This is a genomic window from Streptomyces sp. NPDC059010 (genome assembly GCF_042740355.1).
Lineage (GTDB): Bacteria > Actinomycetota > Actinomycetes > Streptomycetales > Streptomycetaceae > Streptomyces.
Genome location: NZ_JBHYJA010000046.1, coordinates 69,771 through 88,753 on the forward strand (window position 1 = coordinate 69,771; position 18,983 = coordinate 88,753).

Annotated in this window: 21 protein-coding genes and 1 riboswitch; of the genes, 10 read left to right on the plus strand and 11 right to left on the minus strand. The window is 72.1% G+C overall.

Going from position 1 to position 18,983, the window contains the following annotated elements; genetic code table 11:
• Positions 1 to 58: 58 nt before the first annotated feature.
• Positions 59 to 745 (minus strand): esterase/lipase family protein, encoded by a 687-nt coding sequence (locus tag ACFWYS_RS36830; protein ID WP_384778689.1) that lies wholly within the window; start codon positions 743 to 745, stop codon positions 59 to 61.
• Positions 746 to 863: 118 nt separating this feature from the next.
• Here ACFWYS_RS36830 and ACFWYS_RS36835 point away from each other — a divergent pair, with 118 nt between their 5' ends.
• Positions 864 to 3,326: a LuxR C-terminal-related transcriptional regulator gene (locus ACFWYS_RS36835; RefSeq protein WP_384778754.1), complete on the plus strand. Its 2,463-nt coding sequence runs from the start codon at positions 864 to 866 to the stop codon at positions 3,324 to 3,326.
• Between the two features lie 106 nt (positions 3,327 to 3,432).
• On the opposite strand, the gene bioD is transcribed toward ACFWYS_RS36835, so the two are convergent.
• The 3 genes from bioD to bioB are packed head-to-tail and all read right to left on the minus strand — an operon-like array spanning position 3,433 to position 6,677.
• Complete coding sequence (gene bioD, locus ACFWYS_RS36840) at positions 3,433 to 4,158, minus strand: dethiobiotin synthase (RefSeq protein ID WP_384778692.1); 726 nt, start codon at positions 4,156 to 4,158, stop codon at positions 3,433 to 3,435.
• 1 nt (position 4,159) lies between these two features.
• Positions 4,160 to 5,440, minus strand: a complete 1,281-nt coding sequence (locus ACFWYS_RS36845; protein WP_384778757.1) for an adenosylmethionine--8-amino-7-oxononanoate transaminase — start codon at positions 5,438 to 5,440, stop codon at positions 4,160 to 4,162.
• A gap of 10 nt (positions 5,441 to 5,450) precedes the next feature.
• Positions 5,451 to 6,677 carry a biotin synthase BioB gene (gene bioB, locus ACFWYS_RS36850; protein ID WP_384778695.1) on the minus strand — a complete coding sequence of 409 codons (1,227 nt, stop codon included), beginning with the start codon at positions 6,675 to 6,677 and terminating at the stop codon, positions 5,451 to 5,453.
• Between the two features lie 147 nt (positions 6,678 to 6,824).
• Here bioB and ACFWYS_RS36855 point away from each other — a divergent pair, with 147 nt between their 5' ends.
• Positions 6,825 to 7,952: an 8-amino-7-oxononanoate synthase gene (locus ACFWYS_RS36855; protein ID WP_384778698.1), complete on the plus strand. Its 1,128-nt coding sequence runs from the start codon at positions 6,825 to 6,827 to the stop codon at positions 7,950 to 7,952.
• A gap of 85 nt (positions 7,953 to 8,037) precedes the next feature.
• Here the strand turns inward: ACFWYS_RS36855 and ACFWYS_RS36860 are convergent, their stop codons facing one another.
• Positions 8,038 to 8,265, minus strand: coding sequence for a DUF397 domain-containing protein (locus ACFWYS_RS36860; RefSeq protein WP_384778701.1), 228 nt, complete (start codon positions 8,263 to 8,265; stop codon positions 8,038 to 8,040).
• 9 nt (positions 8,266 to 8,274) lie between these two features.
• Entirely contained in the window at positions 8,275 to 9,144 is an 870-nt protein-coding gene (locus ACFWYS_RS36865; protein WP_384778704.1) for a helix-turn-helix domain-containing protein, read from the minus strand.
• 213 nt (positions 9,145 to 9,357) lie between these two features.
• On the opposite strand from ACFWYS_RS36865, the gene ACFWYS_RS36870 reads away from it, so the two are divergent.
• On the plus strand, positions 9,358 to 9,801 hold the full coding sequence (locus ACFWYS_RS36870; RefSeq protein WP_384778707.1) for an ATP-binding protein: 444 nt from the start codon (positions 9,358 to 9,360) through the stop codon (positions 9,799 to 9,801).
• Between the two features lie 32 nt (positions 9,802 to 9,833).
• Here ACFWYS_RS36870 and ACFWYS_RS36875 read toward each other — a convergent pair whose 3' ends face one another.
• Complete coding sequence (locus ACFWYS_RS36875) at positions 9,834 to 10,748, minus strand: LysR family transcriptional regulator (protein WP_384778710.1); 915 nt, start codon at positions 10,746 to 10,748, stop codon at positions 9,834 to 9,836.
• A gap of 100 nt (positions 10,749 to 10,848) precedes the next feature.
• Here ACFWYS_RS36875 and ACFWYS_RS36880 point away from each other — a divergent pair, with 100 nt between their 5' ends.
• Positions 10,849 to 11,463, plus strand: a complete 615-nt coding sequence (locus ACFWYS_RS36880) for a LysE family translocator (RefSeq protein ID WP_384778713.1) — start codon at positions 10,849 to 10,851, stop codon at positions 11,461 to 11,463.
• A 61-nt stretch (positions 11,464 to 11,524) separates the two neighbouring features.
• On the opposite strand, the gene ACFWYS_RS36885 is transcribed toward ACFWYS_RS36880, so the two are convergent.
• The 3 genes from ACFWYS_RS36885 to ACFWYS_RS36895 form a co-directional block, all read right to left on the minus strand.
• The gene (locus ACFWYS_RS36885) at positions 11,525 to 11,998 is read right to left on the minus strand and encodes a C40 family peptidase (RefSeq protein ID WP_384778715.1); all 474 of its coding nucleotides are present in this window, start codon (positions 11,996 to 11,998) and stop codon (positions 11,525 to 11,527) included.
• A 3-nt stretch (positions 11,999 to 12,001) separates the two neighbouring features.
• Positions 12,002 to 12,212, minus strand: a riboswitch (cyclic di-AMP (ydaO/yuaA leader).
• Positions 12,213 to 12,554: 342 nt separating this feature from the next.
• On the minus strand, positions 12,555 to 12,863 hold the full coding sequence (locus tag ACFWYS_RS36890; protein ID WP_384778718.1) for a hypothetical protein: 309 nt from the start codon (positions 12,861 to 12,863) through the stop codon (positions 12,555 to 12,557).
• Between the two features lie 7 nt (positions 12,864 to 12,870).
• Positions 12,871 to 13,506, minus strand: a complete 636-nt coding sequence (locus tag ACFWYS_RS36895; RefSeq protein ID WP_384778721.1) for an ATP-dependent Clp protease proteolytic subunit — start codon at positions 13,504 to 13,506, stop codon at positions 12,871 to 12,873.
• A gap of 68 nt (positions 13,507 to 13,574) precedes the next feature.
• Between ACFWYS_RS36895 and ACFWYS_RS36900 the strand changes: the two genes are divergently transcribed.
• Positions 13,575 to 13,853: a type II toxin-antitoxin system Phd/YefM family antitoxin gene (locus ACFWYS_RS36900; protein WP_384778724.1), complete on the plus strand. Its 279-nt coding sequence runs from the start codon at positions 13,575 to 13,577 to the stop codon at positions 13,851 to 13,853.
• 90 nt (positions 13,854 to 13,943) lie between these two features.
• On the opposite strand, the gene ACFWYS_RS36905 is transcribed toward ACFWYS_RS36900, so the two are convergent.
• Positions 13,944 to 14,927, minus strand: coding sequence for an ABC transporter permease (locus tag ACFWYS_RS36905; protein ID WP_384778727.1), 984 nt, complete (start codon positions 14,925 to 14,927; stop codon positions 13,944 to 13,946).
• 149 nt (positions 14,928 to 15,076) lie between these two features.
• Here ACFWYS_RS36905 and ACFWYS_RS36910 point away from each other — a divergent pair, with 149 nt between their 5' ends.
• The 5 genes from ACFWYS_RS36910 to ACFWYS_RS36930 all read left to right on the plus strand — a co-directional run bounded on the left by ACFWYS_RS36910 (position 15,077) and on the right by ACFWYS_RS36930 (position 18,866).
• On the plus strand, positions 15,077 to 15,706 hold the full coding sequence (locus ACFWYS_RS36910; RefSeq protein ID WP_384778730.1) for a TetR/AcrR family transcriptional regulator: 630 nt from the start codon (positions 15,077 to 15,079) through the stop codon (positions 15,704 to 15,706).
• A 132-nt stretch (positions 15,707 to 15,838) separates the two neighbouring features.
• The gene (locus ACFWYS_RS36915) at positions 15,839 to 16,141 is read left to right on the plus strand and encodes an urease subunit gamma (RefSeq protein ID WP_147997413.1); all 303 of its coding nucleotides are present in this window, start codon (positions 15,839 to 15,841) and stop codon (positions 16,139 to 16,141) included.
• A gap of 11 nt (positions 16,142 to 16,152) precedes the next feature.
• On the plus strand, positions 16,153 to 16,464 hold the full coding sequence (locus ACFWYS_RS36920) for an urease subunit beta (RefSeq protein ID WP_107912060.1): 312 nt from the start codon (positions 16,153 to 16,155) through the stop codon (positions 16,462 to 16,464).
• Complete coding sequence (locus tag ACFWYS_RS36925; RefSeq protein WP_384778734.1) at positions 16,457 to 18,178, plus strand: urease subunit alpha; 1,722 nt, start codon at positions 16,457 to 16,459, stop codon at positions 18,176 to 18,178. The genes ACFWYS_RS36920 and ACFWYS_RS36925 overlap by 8 nt, the downstream gene beginning before the upstream one ends.
• A 13-nt stretch (positions 18,179 to 18,191) precedes the next feature.
• Positions 18,192 to 18,866: an urease accessory protein UreF gene (locus tag ACFWYS_RS36930; RefSeq protein ID WP_384778737.1), complete on the plus strand. Its 675-nt coding sequence runs from the start codon at positions 18,192 to 18,194 to the stop codon at positions 18,864 to 18,866.
• Positions 18,867 to 18,983 lie beyond the last annotated feature (117 nt).

The window sequence follows — 18,983 nt, forward strand, 5'->3', positions numbered from 1 at the left end:
GGCTGTCCCACCGCGGTCGTACGGCGGTCGTACTGCCGCCGTTCGGGCGGGCCCGGCCTCAGCCGATGAAGTCCCTGACCTGCTCGTACACGCCGTGGTCGTTGTTCATGTCGGTGTGCGAGACACAGCCGACCTCGACGTTGGTCGCACCGCTGAGGATCGCGGTGGTGTCGGGCGTGAGCGCGTCGTCGCAGTTCGACCAGTAACTGGCGTACGACACACTGCCCGGGGTCTCGTCACCGGAGTTCAGGGCGGTCAGGAACGAACTGCCGGTGTTCATCTCCGCGCAGGAGGTGTACAGCCACGCGCACCACGAGGCGGTGGACGTGCCGTGGTTCACGCCGGCCGTCGAGACGAAGTCGTCCACGTACGACGTCCCGCCGAGGTTCTTCAGGTAGTAGCGGGAGCTGAGCGCGCCCATGGAGTGGACGACCAGGTCGACCTTGGAGGCACCGGTCCGGGCGAGCACGTTCTTGATCTCGGTCGAGAGCTGCTGGGCGGTGGTCGCGTTCGACTTGGCCCAGTCGTACGACACGGCGTCCAGCTCGGCGGACGTGTAGCCGTCGGCCTTGAAGTAGCCGATCCAGTCGTCCCAGCTGCTCGCCGAGCTGCTCAGGCCGTGCACGAAGACGACGGGGTCGTGGGCGGCGGCGTGCGCGGGTGTGGGGGAGAGGGAGAGCGACAGAAGGAGCGATGAGGCCAGGGCCGTGAGGGCCGTGGCCATGCGACGCGTGCGGCGCTGCATGATGCCTCCTGAAACGTGTGGGGTTGTCAGGAGTGTCGAGCCGGGTCTACGCGCGCCGCATCGGCGAAATCGCCGGTCTTTACGGTTCAATTAACTCGCCAGTAACGTCATTTGTGTGGTGACTCCGGTGAACCCCCCGCCTCTCGACCGCACTTCGCCACCGCAGCGCACGCGCGCGTGGCGACAACCGGCCGCCGCCCTCCCGGAGGGCGTCCGGGTGCGGGTGCTGCGTGCCGTGTACGGCGATCCGCGCGCCGCCGCCGAACTGGCCTCGCGTCTGACCGACCGCCAGGCCGCCGGCCTCGAACCGCTTCCCACGGAACCGGCCGCACTGGCCCCGGCCCTGCTGCGCGAACGCCGGGCGGAGATCCGGGCGTTGCCGGACGACACCCGTCTGCTGCTGCTCCTCGCCGCCGCCGACCAGTACCCGGTCCCCACCGACGCCTTCCTGCGCGCCGTCACGGCCGCCCGCCTCGACATCCGGTCCCTGGACGCCGCCGAGTCGGCCGGGCTCGCGCACGCGGGAGCGGGCGGGGTGGTGTTCCGCGACGCGTGGACCCGGATCGCGGCCTACGAGACGGGCTCCCCGGCCGACCGCCGCGACGTCCACCGACTGCTGGCCCGCGTACTGCGCGGCGCGGGCGAGACGCCGTGGCGCTCCTGGCACCGGGGCGCGGGGGCGCTCGGCCCCAGCGGCAGGCTGGCCGCCGAACTCGGCACCGCCGCTGGCCGGGCGGGAGACACGGGCCGCCTCCCCCTGGCACGCGCCCTCGCGGAACGTGCCGCCGCCCTCTGCCCCGACCCGTCCGAACAGGCCCGCCTGCTCTCCCGCGCCGCCACGTACGCCTGGCACTCGGGCGACGGCGACCGGGCCCGCGAACTGGCGTCCACCACCTCGGACGACGCCCTGAGCGGGGTGCTGGCGCTGCGGGCGGGGAACGCGACGGAGGCGTTCGACGCCCTGCTGACGGGCGTGACCGCGGCCGCGGCCCAGTCCCACACCGACTCCGTGACTGCGACGCCCCCTACGGGGAGGCGCCGCGGGCTGTCGGCGGCTGCCGTTTCGCCCGTGTCGGCGGGGACTGCGTCGCCTGTGCCGGGGGTCTCTGCGTCGTCCGTGCCAGTCGGCACAGCCTCGCCCCTGCCGGCGCCCGCCGCTTCGCCCATAGCAGCCGGGGCCGCATTCCCCACATCAGCCGTAGCCGTCGTCGTCCCTCCCCACCCCGCCGATGTCGTCACCCCCGCCCCCGACCCGGCCGCTCATCTCCTCGCCCGAGCCACCGAAGCCGCCATCTACACGGGGGACATCCGGCGTCTGCGGGAGGCGGGCCGGGTCGCTGATCGGCTTGGTGTGGTGGCGCCCGGCACTCTGACGGGGCTCGTAGCTGCCTTCGAGGGGCGGTACGAGGATGCCCGGGACCTGCTGAGATCGGCGGCCGGGAGATGTGGGCCGGGTGGTGACCCCACCGTTCTGATCCACGCCGGGATCGCCGCGCTGCTCCTCGGCGACCACACCCGCGCAGCCACGGCGACCGTCCGCGCGGCCGCCTCCGCCCGGGCGCTCGGCACCCCGGTGACCGTGCCGCAGGCGATGGAATTCCGTGCCTACGCCGACTTCTGGACCGGGCGCCCCCGGGCCGGCGAGTCCGCCGCGGCCGATGCGCTGTGGCAGGCCCACGCCACCGGTCAGGACAACGGTGCCTGTCATCTGCAGGCCGCCCTCGCCATGTTCGCGGCGCTCACCGGAGACGCCGACGTCTGCCGGGAACGCGCCGCGACCGCACGGTCGTACGCCCTCGCCCACGGCCTGGGTCTGCCCGCCGCCCTCGCCCAGTGGGCGCTGGCCTACCTCGATCTGAGCAGCGGCCGGTTCGCCGCCGCGGCCGCCCGACTGCGCGCCCTCGCCGGATTCGGCCCCGGCCATGGCCACCGGGCCATCCGCCACCTGGCCACCCCGCACTACGTCGAGGCCGCCGTCCGCACCGGCGACACCCGGGTCGCCCGTGCCGCGCACGCCGACTACCACCACTGGGCGACCACCGTACGCAGCCCCGACGACCTGGCCCTCAGCGCCCGCTGCCGCGCCCTGCTCGCCCCCGGCGCCGAAGCGGTGGACCACTACCGCACCGCACTCGACCTGCACGCCCACGGCACCCGGGACTTCGAACGTGCCCGCACGGAGCTGCTGTTCGGCAGCGCACTGCGCCGACTGCGCCGCCGTACGGAGGCCCGCGACCGTCTGCACAGCGCCCTGGAGGCCTTCGACTCCTTCGGCGCCCCGCACTGCGCGGACCAGGCCCGCACCGAACTCCGCGCCCTGGGCACCCCGGCCGCCCCCGCACAGCCCGGCCCCGGCACCCCCACCGCACGCCTCACGGCCCAGCAGCTCCTGGTCGCCCGTATGGCAGCCGAGGGCGCCACCAACCGCGAGATCGCCACCCGCCTCGCCCTCAGCCCCCGCACCATCGACCACCATCTGCGGGGCGTCTTCACCCGATTGGGAATCCGCTCCCGGATTGAACTGGTCCGCCTGCTCGGGGAGGCCGACCAGGGGCTGTCGGGCGAATCGGGCCGACGGTAGGCAGCAGCGCGGACCGGCGCCACGCGAAGGGGGCCCGTGCTGCGGCCCGGGGCGCCCCGGTCGTCGAGGACAGCCCGCCGCTTCGTCGCGTCACCGGCCTCTCCGGTCAGCCCACCGCGGGCGCCGCCGCCTCCCGGAACCTCTCCGCCTGCCACGAGCCGTCCAGCCGTGGGGCCAGCCAGGACGGTGCCTGGACGCGGAAGTCGGCGGGGGCGAGGGAACCGGCGCCGTCGGGGAGCGCGCCGAGGAGGGGGGCGGCGGCGACGTCCGGGAGGTCGGTGACGTTGCAGCGCATCGCCAGGTCGGGGGAGTCGGGCCAGCTGCCGATCACCACGCCCAGCAACTCGACGCCACGTGAACGCAGTTCCCGAGCCGTCAGCTCCGTGGTGTTGAGGGTGCCGAGCCCCGCCGACGCCACCACCAGTACCGGTGCGCGCAGCAGCTCCGCCGCGTCGGCCAGCGTGCCGCCCGCCTCGTCGAAGCGCACGAGCAGTCCGCCCGCCCCCTCGACCAGCACCAGGTCGTGCTCGGTGGCCAGCTTGGCCGCCGCCTCGGCGACCTCCCGCGGGCGCACCGGCTCCCGGCCGGACCGCCGGGCCGCCGTCGCCGGGGCCAACGGATCGGGATAGCGGGCGAGTTCGGCCGTCGTGACCGCCCCCGCCAGCCGCGCGACCTCGTCGGCGTCCCCGCGCTCGTCCGGCGACACCCCGGTCTGCGCGGCCTTCAGCACGGCCACCGAGCGGCCGGCCGCGAGCGCCGACGCGGCGACCGCGGCGGTCGTGACCGTCTTGCCGACCTCCGTGCCCGTGCCCGTGATCACCAGTACCGGCATGTCAGCCCTCCCGCGCCGCCGCGCACACCGCGCGGGCGATCCGTGCGACGTCCGCGTCGCCCGTGACGTACGGCGGCATCGTGTAGACGAGGTCGCGGAACGGCCGCAGCCATACGCCCTCGCGCACCGCCGCCGCCGTCGCGGCCCGCATGTCCACGGAGCGGTCCAGCTGGACCACACCGATGGCGCCCAGGACACGGACATCCCGCACACCCGGGATGTCCGCCGCGGGCGCCAGTCCCTCCCGCAACCCCGCCTCGATCCGCTTCACCTCGGCCGACCAGTCCTGGCCGAGCAGCAGCTCGATCGAGGCGCAGGCGACCGCGGCCGCCAGCGGGTTGCCCATGAAGGTCGGGCCGTGCGCCAGCACCGGGACCTCGCCGCGCGAGATGCCGTCGGCCACGCCGGACGTGCACAGCGTCGCCGCCATCGTCAGATAGCCGCCGGTCAGGGCCTTGCCCACGCACATCACATCCGGCGTCACCGCCGCGTGGTCGGCCGCGAACAGCGCGCCCGTGCGGCCGAACCCGGTCGCGATCTCGTCGAACACCAGCAGCACGTCGTGCGCGTCGCACGCCTCGCGCAGCACCCGCAGATACGCGGGGGAGTGGAACCGCATCCCGCCCGCACCCTGCACCACCGGCTCGACGATCACCGCCGCCAGTTCGTGCGCGTGCCGCTCGATCAGCGACCGCAGCTGGTCGGCGTACGACTCGTCGTACTCGGCCGGCGGCGGATCCGCGAACACCTGGCGCTGGAGGACACCGGTCCACAGCTCGTGCATCCCGCCCTCGGGGTCGCACACCGACATCGGCTGCCAGGTGTCCCCGTGATAGCCGCCGCGCCAGGTCAGCAGCCGCTGCTTGCCGGGGCGGCCCAGCGAACGCCAGTACTGCAGGCACATCTTGACCGCGACCTCGACCGACACCGACCCGGAGTCGGCGAGGAACCCATGCTCCAGACCGTCGGGCGACATGTCGACAAGGAGCTTCGCCAGCCGTACGGCGGGCTCGTGCGTGAGCCCGCCGAACATCACATGGCTCATCCGCGCCAGCTGCTCGTGCGCGGCCTCGTTGAGCACCGGGTGGTTGTAGCCGTGGATCGCCGACCACCAGGACGACATGCCGTCGACCAGCTCACCCGAGCCGTCGGCCATCTTCAGCCGCACCCCGCTCGCCGACTCCACGACGAGCGGTTCGACCCGGCCGGGCATCGGACCGTACGGATGCCAGACGTGCCGCCGGTCGAGCTCCAGCAGCTCGGGCACCGTCAGCTCGGGCATCGGGCGCGGGTCAGGCATTGGGCGCGAGGTCCGTACCGGCACCCCGGCGGCGTACGGCGACCAGGTCGGTGCGCGGCTCGGCGGCCGGCGCGGCAGCGGCCGTACCGCACACCCCGCCCCCCTCGTGCGACCCGCACCCGGCACCGGCGCCGTCGTGCCCACCGCACCCGGCGCTCTCCTGCGACCCGCAGCCCGCGCTCTCGTGCGAGCCGCAGCCGCCCCCGGCCACCGTCGCGCGGTGCTCGGGCAGCGTCACCTGGTCGGCGCCCTCCACCTCGAAACCGGCGTCGGCGATCATCTCCAGGTCGGCCTTGCCCGCCTGGCCCTCGCTGGTGAGGTAGTCGCCGAGGAAGATCGAGTTGGCCAGGTTCAGGGCGAGCGGCTGCATCGTGCGCAGGTGGACCTCGCGGCCACCGGCGATGCGCACCTCGACGTCCGGGCAGACGAAGCGGACCATCGCCAGGATGCGCAGACAGCGCTGCGGGGTGAGGTTCCACTCCTTGGCGAGCGGGGTGCCCTCGAACGGGATCAGGAAGTTGACCGGCACCGAGTCCGGGTCCAGCTCGCGCAGCGAGTAGACGACGTCGACCAGGTCCTCGTCGCTCTCGCCCATGCCCGCGATGAGCCCGGAGCAGGCGGACAGTCCGGCCGCGTGCGCCTTCTGTACGGTTTCCACCCGGTCGGCGTACGTGTGGGTGGTCGTGATGTCCGCGTAGGTGCCCTCGGACGTGTTGAGGTTGTGGTTGTACGCGTCCGCGCCCGCCTCGCGCAGCCGCTCCGCCTGACCGTCGGACAGCAGACCCAGGCAGGCGCACACCTCGACGCCGTCGTTCTGGTCCTTGATCGTCTTGATGGTCTCGGAGACCCGGTCCACATCACGGTCGGTCGGGCCGCGCCCGGACGCCACCAGGCACACCCGCTTGGCGCCACCCGCCAACCCGGCCGCCGCCGCCTCGGACGCCTCGTCCGGCTTGAGCCAGGTGTACTTGAGGATGCCGGCCTTGGAGCCGAGCCGCTGGGAACAGTAGGAGCAGTCCTCGGGACACAGGCCCGACTTGAGGTTGACGAGATAGTTGAGTTTCACCCGTCGGCCGAACCACTGCCGGCGTACCTTTCCGGCCGCGGCCACGACATCGAGCAGGTCGTCGTCGGAAGTGGCGAGGACGGCCAAGGCTTCCTCGCGGGTCGGCAGCTCGCGCCGAAGCCCCTTGTCCACCAGCGTGTTCAGCAGGTCCATGGGAGCTGATCCTGACGTACGGAGTGGTCCCGAGCCAAGGAGAGTTTGCACAACCCTGTCGATTCGATGTGTGGGTATTGCCACACCGTGCGCCGTCGGCCCTGCGGCTAGTGTCTGTCCACTGCCTACAAAAGCCCCGGAGGAGTCATGGCGTTCGGCTGGATCGACGAGCAGGCGGAGCTGCGCCGCCGCGCCGGACTCGTACGGACACTGCGCCCCCGCCCTGCCGACTCACCGCTCCTCGACCTCGCGAGCAACGACTATCTGGGCCTGGCCCGTGATCCGGAGGTCACCGAGGGTGCGGCGCGGGCCGCGCGGACCTGGGGCGGCGGTGCGACCGGCTCCCGGCTCGTCACGGGCACGACCGAGCTGCACGCCGAGCTGGAGCGCGAGCTGGCCGACTTCTGCGGCTTCGAGGCGGCGCTGGTCTTCTCCTCCGGCTACGCGGCCAACCTCGCGGCGGTCACCGCGCTGGCACCGCACGGCTCGCTGATCGTGTCGGACGCGGGCAACCACGCCTCGCTGATCGACGGCTGCCGGCTGGCCCGGGGCACCACCCAGGTGGTGGCGCACGCCGAACCGGACGCGGTGCGCAAGGCACTCCAGACCCATGACGGACCCGCGGTCGTCGTGTCCGACACCGTCTTCTCCGTCGACGGCGACGCGGCCCCGCTGGCCGGGCTCGCCGAGGCGTGCCGGGCACACGGTGCCGGGCTGGTCGTCGACGACGCGCACGGGCTGGGCGTCCTGGGCGACGGCGGCCGTGGCGCCCCGGACGCGGCGGGGCTCGCGGGCGCGGACGACGTCGTCGTGACGGTCACGCTGTCCAAGTCGCTCGGCAGCCAGGGCGGCGCCGTGCTCGGCCCCGCCCGGGTGATCGACCACCTGGTCAACGCGGCCCGGACGTTCATCTTCGACACGGGCCTCGCCCCCGCTGCGGCGGGCGCGGCCCTCGCGGCACTGCGGTTGCTGCGCCGCGAGCCGGAGCGGGCGGCGCGGGCGCGCACGGTGGCGGGCGAACTGCACACCCGCCTGACGGCCGCGGGCCTGGAAGCGGTACGTCCGGACGCCGCGGTCGTCTCCGTGCGTGCACCGTCTCCGGAGGAGGCCGTGGCCTGGGCGGCCGAGTGCCGGACGGCAGGCCTCGCCGTGGGCTGTTTCCGTCCTCCTTCCGTCCCCGACGGCATCTCACGGCTGAGGCTGACCGCCCGCGCGGACCTCTCCGAGGGGCAGATCGAACGAGCTGTACGGGTGATCTGCGAGACACGACCATGAGTCGGCGTGACACGGCCGTGCCGGCGTATCGGCGGAACTGATCAGAGTGGAACCGATCAGAACCGGTCAGGACTGATCGGAACGGTTAAGACTGGAACGCGGCCGTGAAACCCGCCCAGCTCTCGGGGGAGAAGAGCAGCGCGGGTCCGGCCGGATCCTTGGAGTCGCGTACGGCGAGCAGTCCGATCCAGGGACCGGAGTGCGCCCGTGTCGTCTCGACGCAGTTGTTCGCTCCCGTGCTGTAGCTGCTGCGCAGCCATCGCGCAGCGGGGAGATCGGTACTTGAAGTCACCTTCCGAGGCAGTGCGGTCATGGTGCCTCCTTACGCGCCGCCACCAAGCGCGGCGATGTAATCCATCGATTCCTCGGGCGAAAGGGCGTGGATCCGAAGGGCGTTGAAGGCCTCCGTGTAGGCCTGGAGGTCTTCTTTCCGTTCGAGGTAGAGGCTACTCGTCAAGTGGTCGAGAACAACCACATCCAGATCAGAGGTGCTCGAAAATGAGAAGATAACGAAAGGCCCGGTGATGCCGATATGTTCTCCGGCCGCGAACGGCAGGACCTGCAGCCGGACTTGGGGCAGCCGCGCCGCCTCCATCAGCCGCCCCAGCTGCCGCGCCATCACCTCGGGCCCGCCGATCTCCCGGCGCAGCACCGCCTCGTCCAGCACCGCGCACAGCTTCAGCGGCGGATCGCCGTGCAGCACGTCCTGCCTGGCCAGCCGCACCGCGACCAGCGCGTCCAGCCGTTCGTCGGCGGCGTCGTCGAGCCCGCTCACCGCGGCCCGGGTCACCGCCCGGGCGTATTCGGGTGTCTGCAGCAGCCCGGGCACAACGGACGTCTCCAGCGTGCGCATCGCACTCGCCTGGGACTCCAGGCTGATGAAATCCCGGTACGTCGGCGGCAGCACTCCGCGGTACGCATGCCACCAGTGATGGCGGCCGCCCCCCTCGTCGGAGCCCGCCAACACCAGCAACAACTCCCGCAGTTGGGCGTCCCGCACGCCGTAGGCGTCGAGCAGTAACCGCACATCGGCCGGTTTCACCCCGCTGGCGCCGGTTTCGATCCGACTCACCTTGGACTGGTGCCAGCCCACCAGCCGGGCCGCCTCACCACTGGTGAGCCCCGCCTCGGTGCGCAACGCACGCAGTTCTGCGCCCAGTTTTCTGCGGCGCACCACGGGACCGTGCTGCATGGACAACTCCTTACTCCAACCGAGCCGCCCAAATACGGTCTGCCGTCGCAGAGTTCACCGCTTCGAGCGACAGATATATGCATATCTTGGTGGATCGCCACCTCTGACGGGCGCGGTAATGGCAGTCTGGCGACGAAGCACCAGTCCGGGACCGTACTCGAACCATCCGCTCCGTGTCGGACTTCGGTCCCGTGGGAAAGGGACGACATCGCCATGGCAGATCACCTGGAAGCATCCGTCACTCTGCCGAGCGATCCCGCCTCGGTCTCCGCGGCCCGGGCCTATGTGGTCTCCACCCTCGCCGAGTGGGGGCTGCCACCGGACTCGGAGGAGGCCGAGACCATTCGGCTGATCGTCTCCGAACTGGCCACCAACGCCGTACAGCACACCCTCGGGCAGTCACCCACCTTCACGGTGGACATCGAGCTCGACCGTGACGAACAACTGCGCATCGGCGTGACCGACAGCCATCCGCGCCTGCCCAGGCGGCTGCCGGCCGCCGTCCAGCAGGACAACGGCCGCGGTCTGGTCATCATCCGCTGGCTGACCGCGGAGTGCGGCGGCAAGATGAGGGTGCGGCCCACCCGGGAGGGCGGCAAGACCGTGTCCGTCGAGGTGCCGTGGACCGTACGAGTGCCCGCGGCGCAAGAGCCGTAGCACTCCGTCGGGCGCTTGTGGACCAGGCCCGCTCAGGGCTGATGGGCTCGGCCGAAGGTGCCGCGGAGCAACGCCCTGAAGGCGTCCGCCGCGGGAGCCGCCTCGTCCACGCGGTGGGCGACCGAGATCGTACGGCGCAGGCCGCCGTCCTCCAGCGCGCGCACCCCGACCGGAGTGACCGACGTGCGCGCCACCATCTCCGGTACGACCGCGACGCCGAGCCCCGCGCTGGCCAGCGCACACACCAGGAGATACCCGGGGGTCGGGACCAGGACCGAGGGCGTGGCGCCGGCCCGGGCCAGGGCCGCCTCGACGCCCCGCCGGGCCGGAGCGTCCGGGGCCATGCTGATCAGGGGCTGTCCGGCGAGTTCGGCCAGGGGGAGGCGAGCGGACCCGCTGGTGAGGGCGTGGCCCGGGGCGGAGACCAGGACCAGTTCCTCCACGAGGATCGCTTCGACGCCGACGGAGGACGGGAGCGGGGTCGGATCGCCCGGCTCGTAGGTGTGCGTCAGGGCCAGGTCGACCTCGCCGGAGGCCACGGCGGCGACACCGGCCGAGGGTTCGTAGTCCGTGATCGTCAGTTCCACGTCCGGATGGGCCCGGCGGAAGGCGCTCAGGGCCGGGGGCAGCAGATGGATGCCGGCGGTCTGGAAGGTGGCCAGCCGGAGCGTGCCGCCGGACAGCCCGGTCAGCCGGGCCAGTTCGTGCCGGGCCCGCTCCAACTCGTCGAGCACCCGCCGTGCCCTGGCCACCAGCAACTCGCCCGCGCCGGTGAGCCGCGCCCCGCGGTGGTGCCGTACCAGAAGGGCGGTGCCCGTCTCGCGCTCCAGCTTCGCCAGCTGCTGGGAGAGCGCGGGCGTGGTGTAGCCGAGCCGCTCGGCGGCCCTGGTGATCGACCCCGCCTCCGCGACCGCAACCAGAGCGGCGAGGCGGGTCGGGTCGTACATGGTGGCTTCCTCCGGACGGGCCGAGCCTAAAGCGATGCTTAAGGCCCTTCCAGAATATTCGACATACCTGCTGAAGGCTTCCGCACGGCACTCTGGCCGCATGGACGCTCAGCTCATCGCCTTCACCGGGGTCTCCGCCGGCCTGGTCGCCATGCCCGGGGCCGACTTCACCGTCGTCGTACGCAACGCCCTCGTCTCCCGCCGGGCCGGCATCGCCTGCGCCCTCGGGATCGGGGCCGGGCTGCTGGTCCATGTGACGCTGGCGGTGGTGGGGGTCGCCGCGGTGCTGGCCGCCGTACCGGCGCTGTTCCGGGCGTTGCAGGTGGTGGGCGGTGTCTATGTGCTGTATCTGGGCGTCCAGACGCTGCGGCAGCGGCACACCGAGGTGGCCGACGCGCGCGAGGACTCCACCGGCCGCCCGTTGCGGCAGGGCTTCGTCACCAACGCCCTCAACCCGAAGGCGTCGCTGACCTTCCTCAGCGTGCTGCCGCAGTTCGTGCCCGCGGGCGCTCCGGCGCTGCCCCGGACGCTGCTGCTCGCGCTGATCGTGCTCGCGATCGCGCTGGTGTGGTTCCAGGTGGTCGCCCTGCTGGTGGACCGGCTCGGCAGGTGGCTGCGCCGGCCGCGCGCCGCGAGGGCGGTCACGGTCGGTACGGGCGCCGCGCTGACGGCCTTCGGCCTGGGGCTCCTCGCGGGGCCGCTGGCGGCCCTCTGAGAGCCTGCGGCCCCGAGGGCGGTGACGGCGTGTCAGACCGCCGCCACCGCCCCCGGGAGGGTCACTTGACCCGGCCGTACCAGACGCTCCTGGTCCAGATCTTCTGCAGCTTTACGACGTCACCGCTCTTCGGGGAGTGCCAGAGCTTTCCCTTCCCGGCGTAGATGCCTACGTGGTAGACGTTCGACCCCGAGTGGAAGAACACCAGGTCCCCGGCCTTGCGGTTGCCGGCGGAGATGTGGCGTGTCTTGTTGTACTGCTGGGCCGCCGTACGGGGCAGCTTCTTGCCCGCCTTCTTGTACGAGTACAGCGTGAGCCCCGAGCAGTCGAACCGGTTCGGCCCGGTGGCGCCCCACCTGTACGGGGAGCCCTTCTTCGAGGCCGCGACCTGAAGTGCCTTCGACGCCGGCGTGGCGGCCTCCGCCTCGGAGGCGAAGCCGGGTGCCACGATCGATCCGCCCACGGCGGCGATGGTGAGAGCCGAAGCCGTACCGGCCCGGACCATGAGCGACGGGACACGATTGAGCGCAGTCATGCGCAACCCTTCGTCAGCCGCCTGTGAAGGATGACCTGTCGGATTCGGGCTGGCGAAGTTGCCCGGCCGCGTTGCCGCGGCTTCACCCCAAGGGTTGCTCGGCTCGAACGAACGTCCGCTCCGGCGACCCGTCTTGCTCGGGTCCTCCACTCCTGCCGATCCACTCCTGTCGACCGGTCATCCGGGCGGCGGCAGGACTCGGCGTCCGCCCGGACCGCCCCGCCGCTGTGGCGGGGGCTTGTCGTCAGACAGGGATCTTGACGCACGGATGAACGAAAAACCCAACGGAATCGGGGATTTGTGGTGTTACTCACCACTCACCCGTTCGGGTGGACACCCTTGCGTCCGGGTCGGTGTCCAGGTGCCCGAGGAGCCTCGGACCAGGGATGGAACGCCCAATTCCGCCTAGCGGTCATGCCCCTTGCGCAACCCTGAAGGGCGCGCAAAAGGAGAGGTGACTACGCCGAAAGGGGGTACGCCATTTGGTCCGTTTCGGCGCCGGGCCGGACGCCTCGTCAGAGGGTCGGGGTGTCCGGATCCGGGTCCGTAGGGGACGTCAACTGTCGGAGCGCGGCGGCACCGTGACGCGAGCCGTGCGGCGCTCCCCGTCCAGCACGCGCAACGCACGCGCCAGCGTGAGCGCGTGCAGCTCCGTCTCGCCGCGCTGGTGCATCAGCGCCAGCGCGTCCCGCAGCGCGGCCGCCTTGCTCACGAGCGCCTGGGCGGCGCGCAGTCCGCGGTAGGTGTCGCCGTGCTGGGCCGGGTTGATCCGGCCGAGCAGGTCGACCACGTCGAGGTAACGGTCGATCAGCTCCCCCTCCGCGCGGGTCAGCGCGGGAAGGGGCGGCAACTCGGGTGGAAGCACCGGCCGGTCACCGTCCCGTCGGCGGGGCGAGGGTGGCCTTGCGGCTCGGGATGATCCGGTCCACCAGCCCGTACTCCAGTGCCTCCCGGGCGTCGAGGATCTTGTCCCGCTCGATGTCCTCGCTCACCTGTTCCCGGTCGCGCCCGGTGTGGTGGGCGAGCATCTCCTCAAGGCGGACCCGAACGCGTGTCAGTTCGTCGGCCTGGATGGCCAGATCGCTCGCCTGGCCCTCGACCGGCTCGGGCAGCCCCGGCTGATGGATCACCACCCGGGCCCCCGGCAGTGCGAACCGCTTGCCCGCGGTGCCCGACGCCAGCAGGACCGCGGCGGCCGAGCCGGCCTGGCCGAGGCAGATCGTCTCCACGTCACAGGTGACGTACTGCATCGTGTCGTAGACCGCCGACATGGCGCTGAACGAGCCGCCCGGCGAATTGATGTACAGCGATATGTCCTGGTCGGGGTTCTTGTGCTCCAGATACATGAACTGGGCCATCACGTCATTCGCCGAGATGTCGTCGATCTGTGTGCCGAGGAAGACGATCCGTTCCTCCAGCAGCTTCGAGTAGGGGTCCTGGGTCCGGGTGCCGTTGCTCGTACGCTCGGTGAACTCGGGCAGGACATGGCGGGCGGACGGTCGGGTCATGGCTCACGCTCCCTTGGCGGGGTGCCCGTAAAAAATGTACAGGACGTACATGACGTAATGTGGGGAGCATGGCCTACGAGATTCCGGTGACGCAAGCCAGGGCTGAGCTCGCCGACCTCATCAACCGCGTGGTGTACGGCGGCGAGCGCGTCGTCGTGACGCGGCACGGAAAGCCCCTCGTCGCCCTTGTCTCCGCCGCTGACCTGGAGCGACTCGATGCCCTCGACGCGCCCGTCGAGGAGCAGGTGATCAGCGCGGTCTCCAGCGTCCGCGAGGTCGCTTCCGCTCCCCGCGAACGGCATCGGTTCGGGATCGCGGCGGAGCATCGGGGTACCGGGCCCTCGTAGATCGGGGCCGGGCCCCTCGTGGAAACGACGAGACCGTGCACCCCCGTCCGCTACAGCGGGGGTGCACGGTCGGTTCGGTGTGTGAGTCGGTCAGCCGACGGTGGCCAGTTCCCTCTCGGATGCGGGCTCGGTGCTCTTCGTGCGCGCCTTGAGCGCGTTCCCCAGCAGTACGGCACCCAGGCCCAGCGCGGCCCACCAGGTGAGGATCAGCGCCGGGCCCGCCGCCGCCGCGCCGTCGAAGAAGGAGACCGAGCGCAGCAGGGTCGCGCCCGCGCCCGGCGGCAGCCACTGGCCGATCGTGCCGGCCGGCTCGGGCAGCATCTGCGGAGCGGAGGACGCCCCGGAGAAGGGGTTGCCGAACAGCATCATGACGCCCGCCGTGATGCCGACACCGGCGGTGCCGATGAGGGCGGCGAGGCCCGCGACGGCGGCGCTCACGGCCAGCGTCGACAGGGCGAACACGGCCGCCTCGGCCCACCAGTCGCCGGCCACGACACCCAGCCAGCTGTGCGCGAGGGCGGCCGTGGTCACGCCGATCAGTGCGGCGGCGCCGACCAGGGCGGTCGCCGCGCGTGCGCCGCGCAGGCCCAGCAGGGTCACCGCGGCGCCGGCCGCCATACCGGCCAGGGCGAGCGGCAGGACGCTAGCGGTGAGGGCCGCGCCGCGCGGGTCGCTCTCGGGCGCGGGGACCACGTCGACCGTCCTGACCTCGGTGCCCTCGGCGGCGGCCTGCCGTGCCACCGCCTGCTGCAGCATCTGGGCGACCGTCGGGCTCGCGGCCGAGGCCGTCAGCAGCTCGGGTCCCTGTGGCGTGACGACGACCGCGCCGTACACGGTCCTGTCCTCGATGGCGTCCCGGGCGGCGGCCTCGTCGGCGTAGCGATGGATCTCGAACGCGCCGTCCCGCTGGGCGAGTTGCCGCTCCACCTGGGCGGTGGCCGCGGCCGGTCCGGCGACGCCGAGCGGCAGGTCGCGGGGAGCGGTGCGGGCGGCGGGCCAGGCGAAGGCCCACAGGGCGAGGGCGGCGAGGACGGGGACGAGCACGACGACCGCGATCAGGCGGCGGGTGGACATGGGAACTCCCTGGGAGGGCTTGAGAGGGGCCTGAGGGGGCCCGAGAGGGCTCAGGCTAAAAAGAAGGATCGTTCGTTTTGGCTATGTCGCCACCGTCCTCCGGTCACGCTTCCTTGTCAAGAAGGAATGTTCGTTTTACGTTGTGGACCATGGCACGCGTATCCCAGGAGCACCTCGACGCCCGCCGCCGGCAGATCCTCGACGGCGCCGCCCGGCTCTTCGCCCGCAACGGCTTCCACGCCACCTCCATGCAGGATGTGCTGAAGGAGGTCGACCTCTCGGCCGGAGCGGTGTACCGCTACTTCAGCGGCAAGGACGAGCTGATCGCCGCGATCGTCAAAGAGGTGCTCGGCGAGATCCGCGCCGCCTTCGCGGACGTCGCCCGGCAGAGCCCGCCGCCACCGCCGGACCTCCTGGTCGGCCTGGTCCTGGGACGGACCCTGCGCGTCTGGTCGTCCCTGAACGTCGACGGGGAGGCGCTGTTCCCGCGCCTGATGCTGCAGGTCTGGGCGGAGACCGTGCGCAACAAGGAGCTGGCGGCCGTGCTGACGGACGTGTACACGGAGCTGCGCGAGAGATGGGTGCTCGCCGTCGAGGCGTACCAGGAGGCCGGGATGATGCGGTCGGACATCCCCGCGGAACACGCGGCACGCACCATGATCGCCGCGGTGCAGGGGTTCATCGCCCAGCAGGCCCTCTTCGGGGCGGCGCCGGTGGAAGTCCTCCAGGACGGTCTGCGGGCACTGATGAGCATGCCGGACGAACAGTCGGCGGCGTGAGCGGATCACAGCTCGGTTAACTTGCTTGAAATGCGGTCCAACTAGCCTGCCCCTCCACGCCACCTGGGACTTTGCCCGGTGGCCGCGGCAACCGGACCCCGCACGGTCCGGGCGAGGACTGTGAGGTGGGACGTGCAACTGACCCCGCACGAGCAAGAGAGGCTGCTCATCCACGTGGCGGCCGACGTCGCCGAGAAGCGCCGGGCGCGCGGCCTCAAGCTGAACCACCCCGAGGCGGTCGCCCTCATCACGTCGCACATCCTTGAGGGCGCCCGGGACGGCCGTACCGTCGCCGAGCTCATGTCCTCCGGGCGCAAGCTGCTCACCCGTGACGACGTCATGGACGGCATCCCCGAGATGATCCACGACGTCCAGGTCGAGGCGACCTTCCCGGACGGCACCAAGCTCGTCACCGTCCACGACCCGATCGTCTGAAGGGGGCATCGATGATCCCCGGAGAGATCCTGTTCGCCGACGGCCCGATTGTGTACAACGAGGGCCGTGAGGTGACCCGGCTGACCGTCCTCAACGCCGCCGACCGGCCCGTCCAGGTCGGCTCCCACTACCACTTCGCCGAGGCCAACCCCGGCCTGGACTTCGACCGTGCCGCGGCGCGCGGCAAGCGGCTGAACATCGCCGCCGGCACCGCAGTGCGCTTCGAGCCCGGGATCCCCGTCGACGTCGAACTCGTCCCGCTCACCGGCGCCCGTGTGGTGCCCGGACTGCGCGGTGAGACCGGAGGTGCCCTCGATGCCTGAGATCTCCCGTGCCGCGTACGCCGACCTGTTCGGTCCGACGACCGGCGACCGCATCCGGCTCGCCGACACCGACCTGCTGGTCGAGATCGAGGAGGACCGTTCCGGCGGACCCGGGCTGGCCGGTGACGAGGCCGTGTTCGGCGGCGGCAAGGTCATCCGCGAGTCCATGGGCCAGGCGCGTGCTACGCGCGCAGACGGCACCCCCGACACGGTCATCACCGGCGTCGTGATCATCGACCACTGGGGCATCGTCAAGGCCGACGTCGGCATCCGCGACGGCCGGATCACCGGCATCGGCAAGGCGGGCAACCCGGACACGATGGACGGGGTGTACCCGGACCTCGTCATCGGCCCCGAGACCGAGATCATCGCCGGCAACGGGCGGATCCTGACGGCCGGCGCCATCGACGCGCACGTCCACTTCATCTGCCCCCAGATCGCCGACGAGGCGCTCGCCTCCGGCATCACCACGCTGGTCGGCGGCGGCACCGGCCCCGCCGAGGGCTCGAAGGCGACCACGGTCACGCCCGGGCCCTGGCATCTGGCCCGGATGCTGGAGGCGATGGAGGAGCACCCCATCAACTTCGGCCTGCTGGGCAAGGGCAACACCGTCTCCCACGAGGCGATGCTGTCCCAGATCCGCGGCGGCGCGCTCGGCCTGAAGCTGCACGAGGACTGGGGCTCCACCCCCGCCGTCATCGACGCCTCGCTGACCGTCGCCGACCAGACCGGCATCCAGGTCGCCATCCACACGGACACCCTGAACGAGGCGGGCTTCGTCGGTGACACGCTCGCCGCGATCGCCGGCCGGGGCATCCACGCGTACCACACCGAGGGTGCGGGCGGCGGGCACGCGCCGGACATCATGAGCGTCGTCTCCGAGCCGCATGTGCTGCCCAGCTCGACCAACCCGACGAGGCCGTTCACCGTCAACACCGCCGAGGAACACCTCGACATGCTGATGGTCTGCCACCACCTCAACGCGGCGGTGCCCGAGGACCTCGCCTTCGCCGAGTCCCGGATCCGGCCGTCGACCATCGGGGCGGAGGACATACTGCACGACCTCGGCGCCATCTCGATCATCTCCTCCGACTCGCAGGCCATGGGGCGGGTGGGCGAGGTCATCATGCGGACCTGGCAGACCGCCCATGTGATGAAGGGGCGGCGCGGTGCGCTGGCGGGGGACGGGCGCGCCGACAACCTGCGGGTGCGGCGGTATGTGGCCAAGTACACGATCAACCCCGCGCTCGCGCAGGGTCTCGGCCGTGAGATCGGCTCCGTGGAGAGCGGCAAGCTCGCCGACCTGGTGCTGTGGGAGCCGGCGTTCTTCGGCGTCAAGCCGCACCTCGTCATCAAGGGCGGGCAGATCGCTTACGCGCAGATGGGCGATGCCAACGCGTCCATCCCGACGCCGCAGCCGATCCTGCCCCGGCCGATGTTCGGTGCGATCGGGCGGGCACCGGCCTCGAACTCGGTCAACTTCGTGGCGCCGCTCGCGATCGAGGACGGGCTGCCGGAGCGGCTGCAGCTGGGGAAGCGGTTCGTGGCCATCGAGTCGACGCGTGGGGTCACCAAGGCCGACATGCGGCAGAACGACGCGCGGCCCGACGTACGGATCGACCCCGACAGCTTCGCCGTGCACATCGACGGGGAGCTGGTGGAGGCCACGCCCGCCGCCGAACTGCCCATGGCCCAGCGTTACTTCCTCTTCTGAGGGCCGGGTTCCGATGTCACGAGCAGCACTTCTCGTCCTGGCCGACGGCCGGTTTCCCGCCGGAGGGCATGCCCACTCCGGCGGGGCCGAGGCGGCCGTCAAGGCGGGGCGGATCACCGGGGCCGAGAGCCTTGAGGCCTTCTGCCGGGGGCGGTTGCACACGGCGGGGCTGGTCGCGGCCTCGCTCGCGGCGGCGGCCGCGCTGGGGGGCGACGCGGTGGCCCTGGACGAGGCGGCCGACGCGCGTACACCGTCGCCCGCGCTGCGTACGGCGGGCCGCAAGCTCGGCCGGCAGCTGATGCGGGCCGCCCGGGCGACCTGGCCGTCCGCGGAACTCGACGACCTGGCCCGGCGGTTTCCCAAGGGAGCCCATCAGCCGGTCGTGCTCGGAGTCACCGCCCGGGCTGCCGGGCTGGGGGCCGTCGAGGCGGCGTACTGCGCGGCGTACGAGAGTGTGAGCGGGCCGGCGAGTGCGACGGTGCGGTTGCTGAGCCTCGATCCCTTCGACGCCACGGCCGTGCTGGCCCGGTTGGCGCCGGAGCTGGACCGGCTCGCGGACCGGGCCGTGGAGGCGGCGCGGCGCGTCGCCGCCGACGGGGTCGATGAACTGCCCGCGGTTTCGGCGCCGTTGCTGGAGATCGGGGCGGAGGTGCATGCGGCTTGGGCTGTGCGGTTGTTCGCATCCTGAGTTTCCTCGCCCCCCCCCCCCCCAACCCCGCCCGCCCCCCGGCCCGGCCCCCTAGTCCCCCCGCGGGGGGGGGGCGCGCCGCGCCGGCCCCCCGCCCCCCCCCCGCCCGCCCCCCGC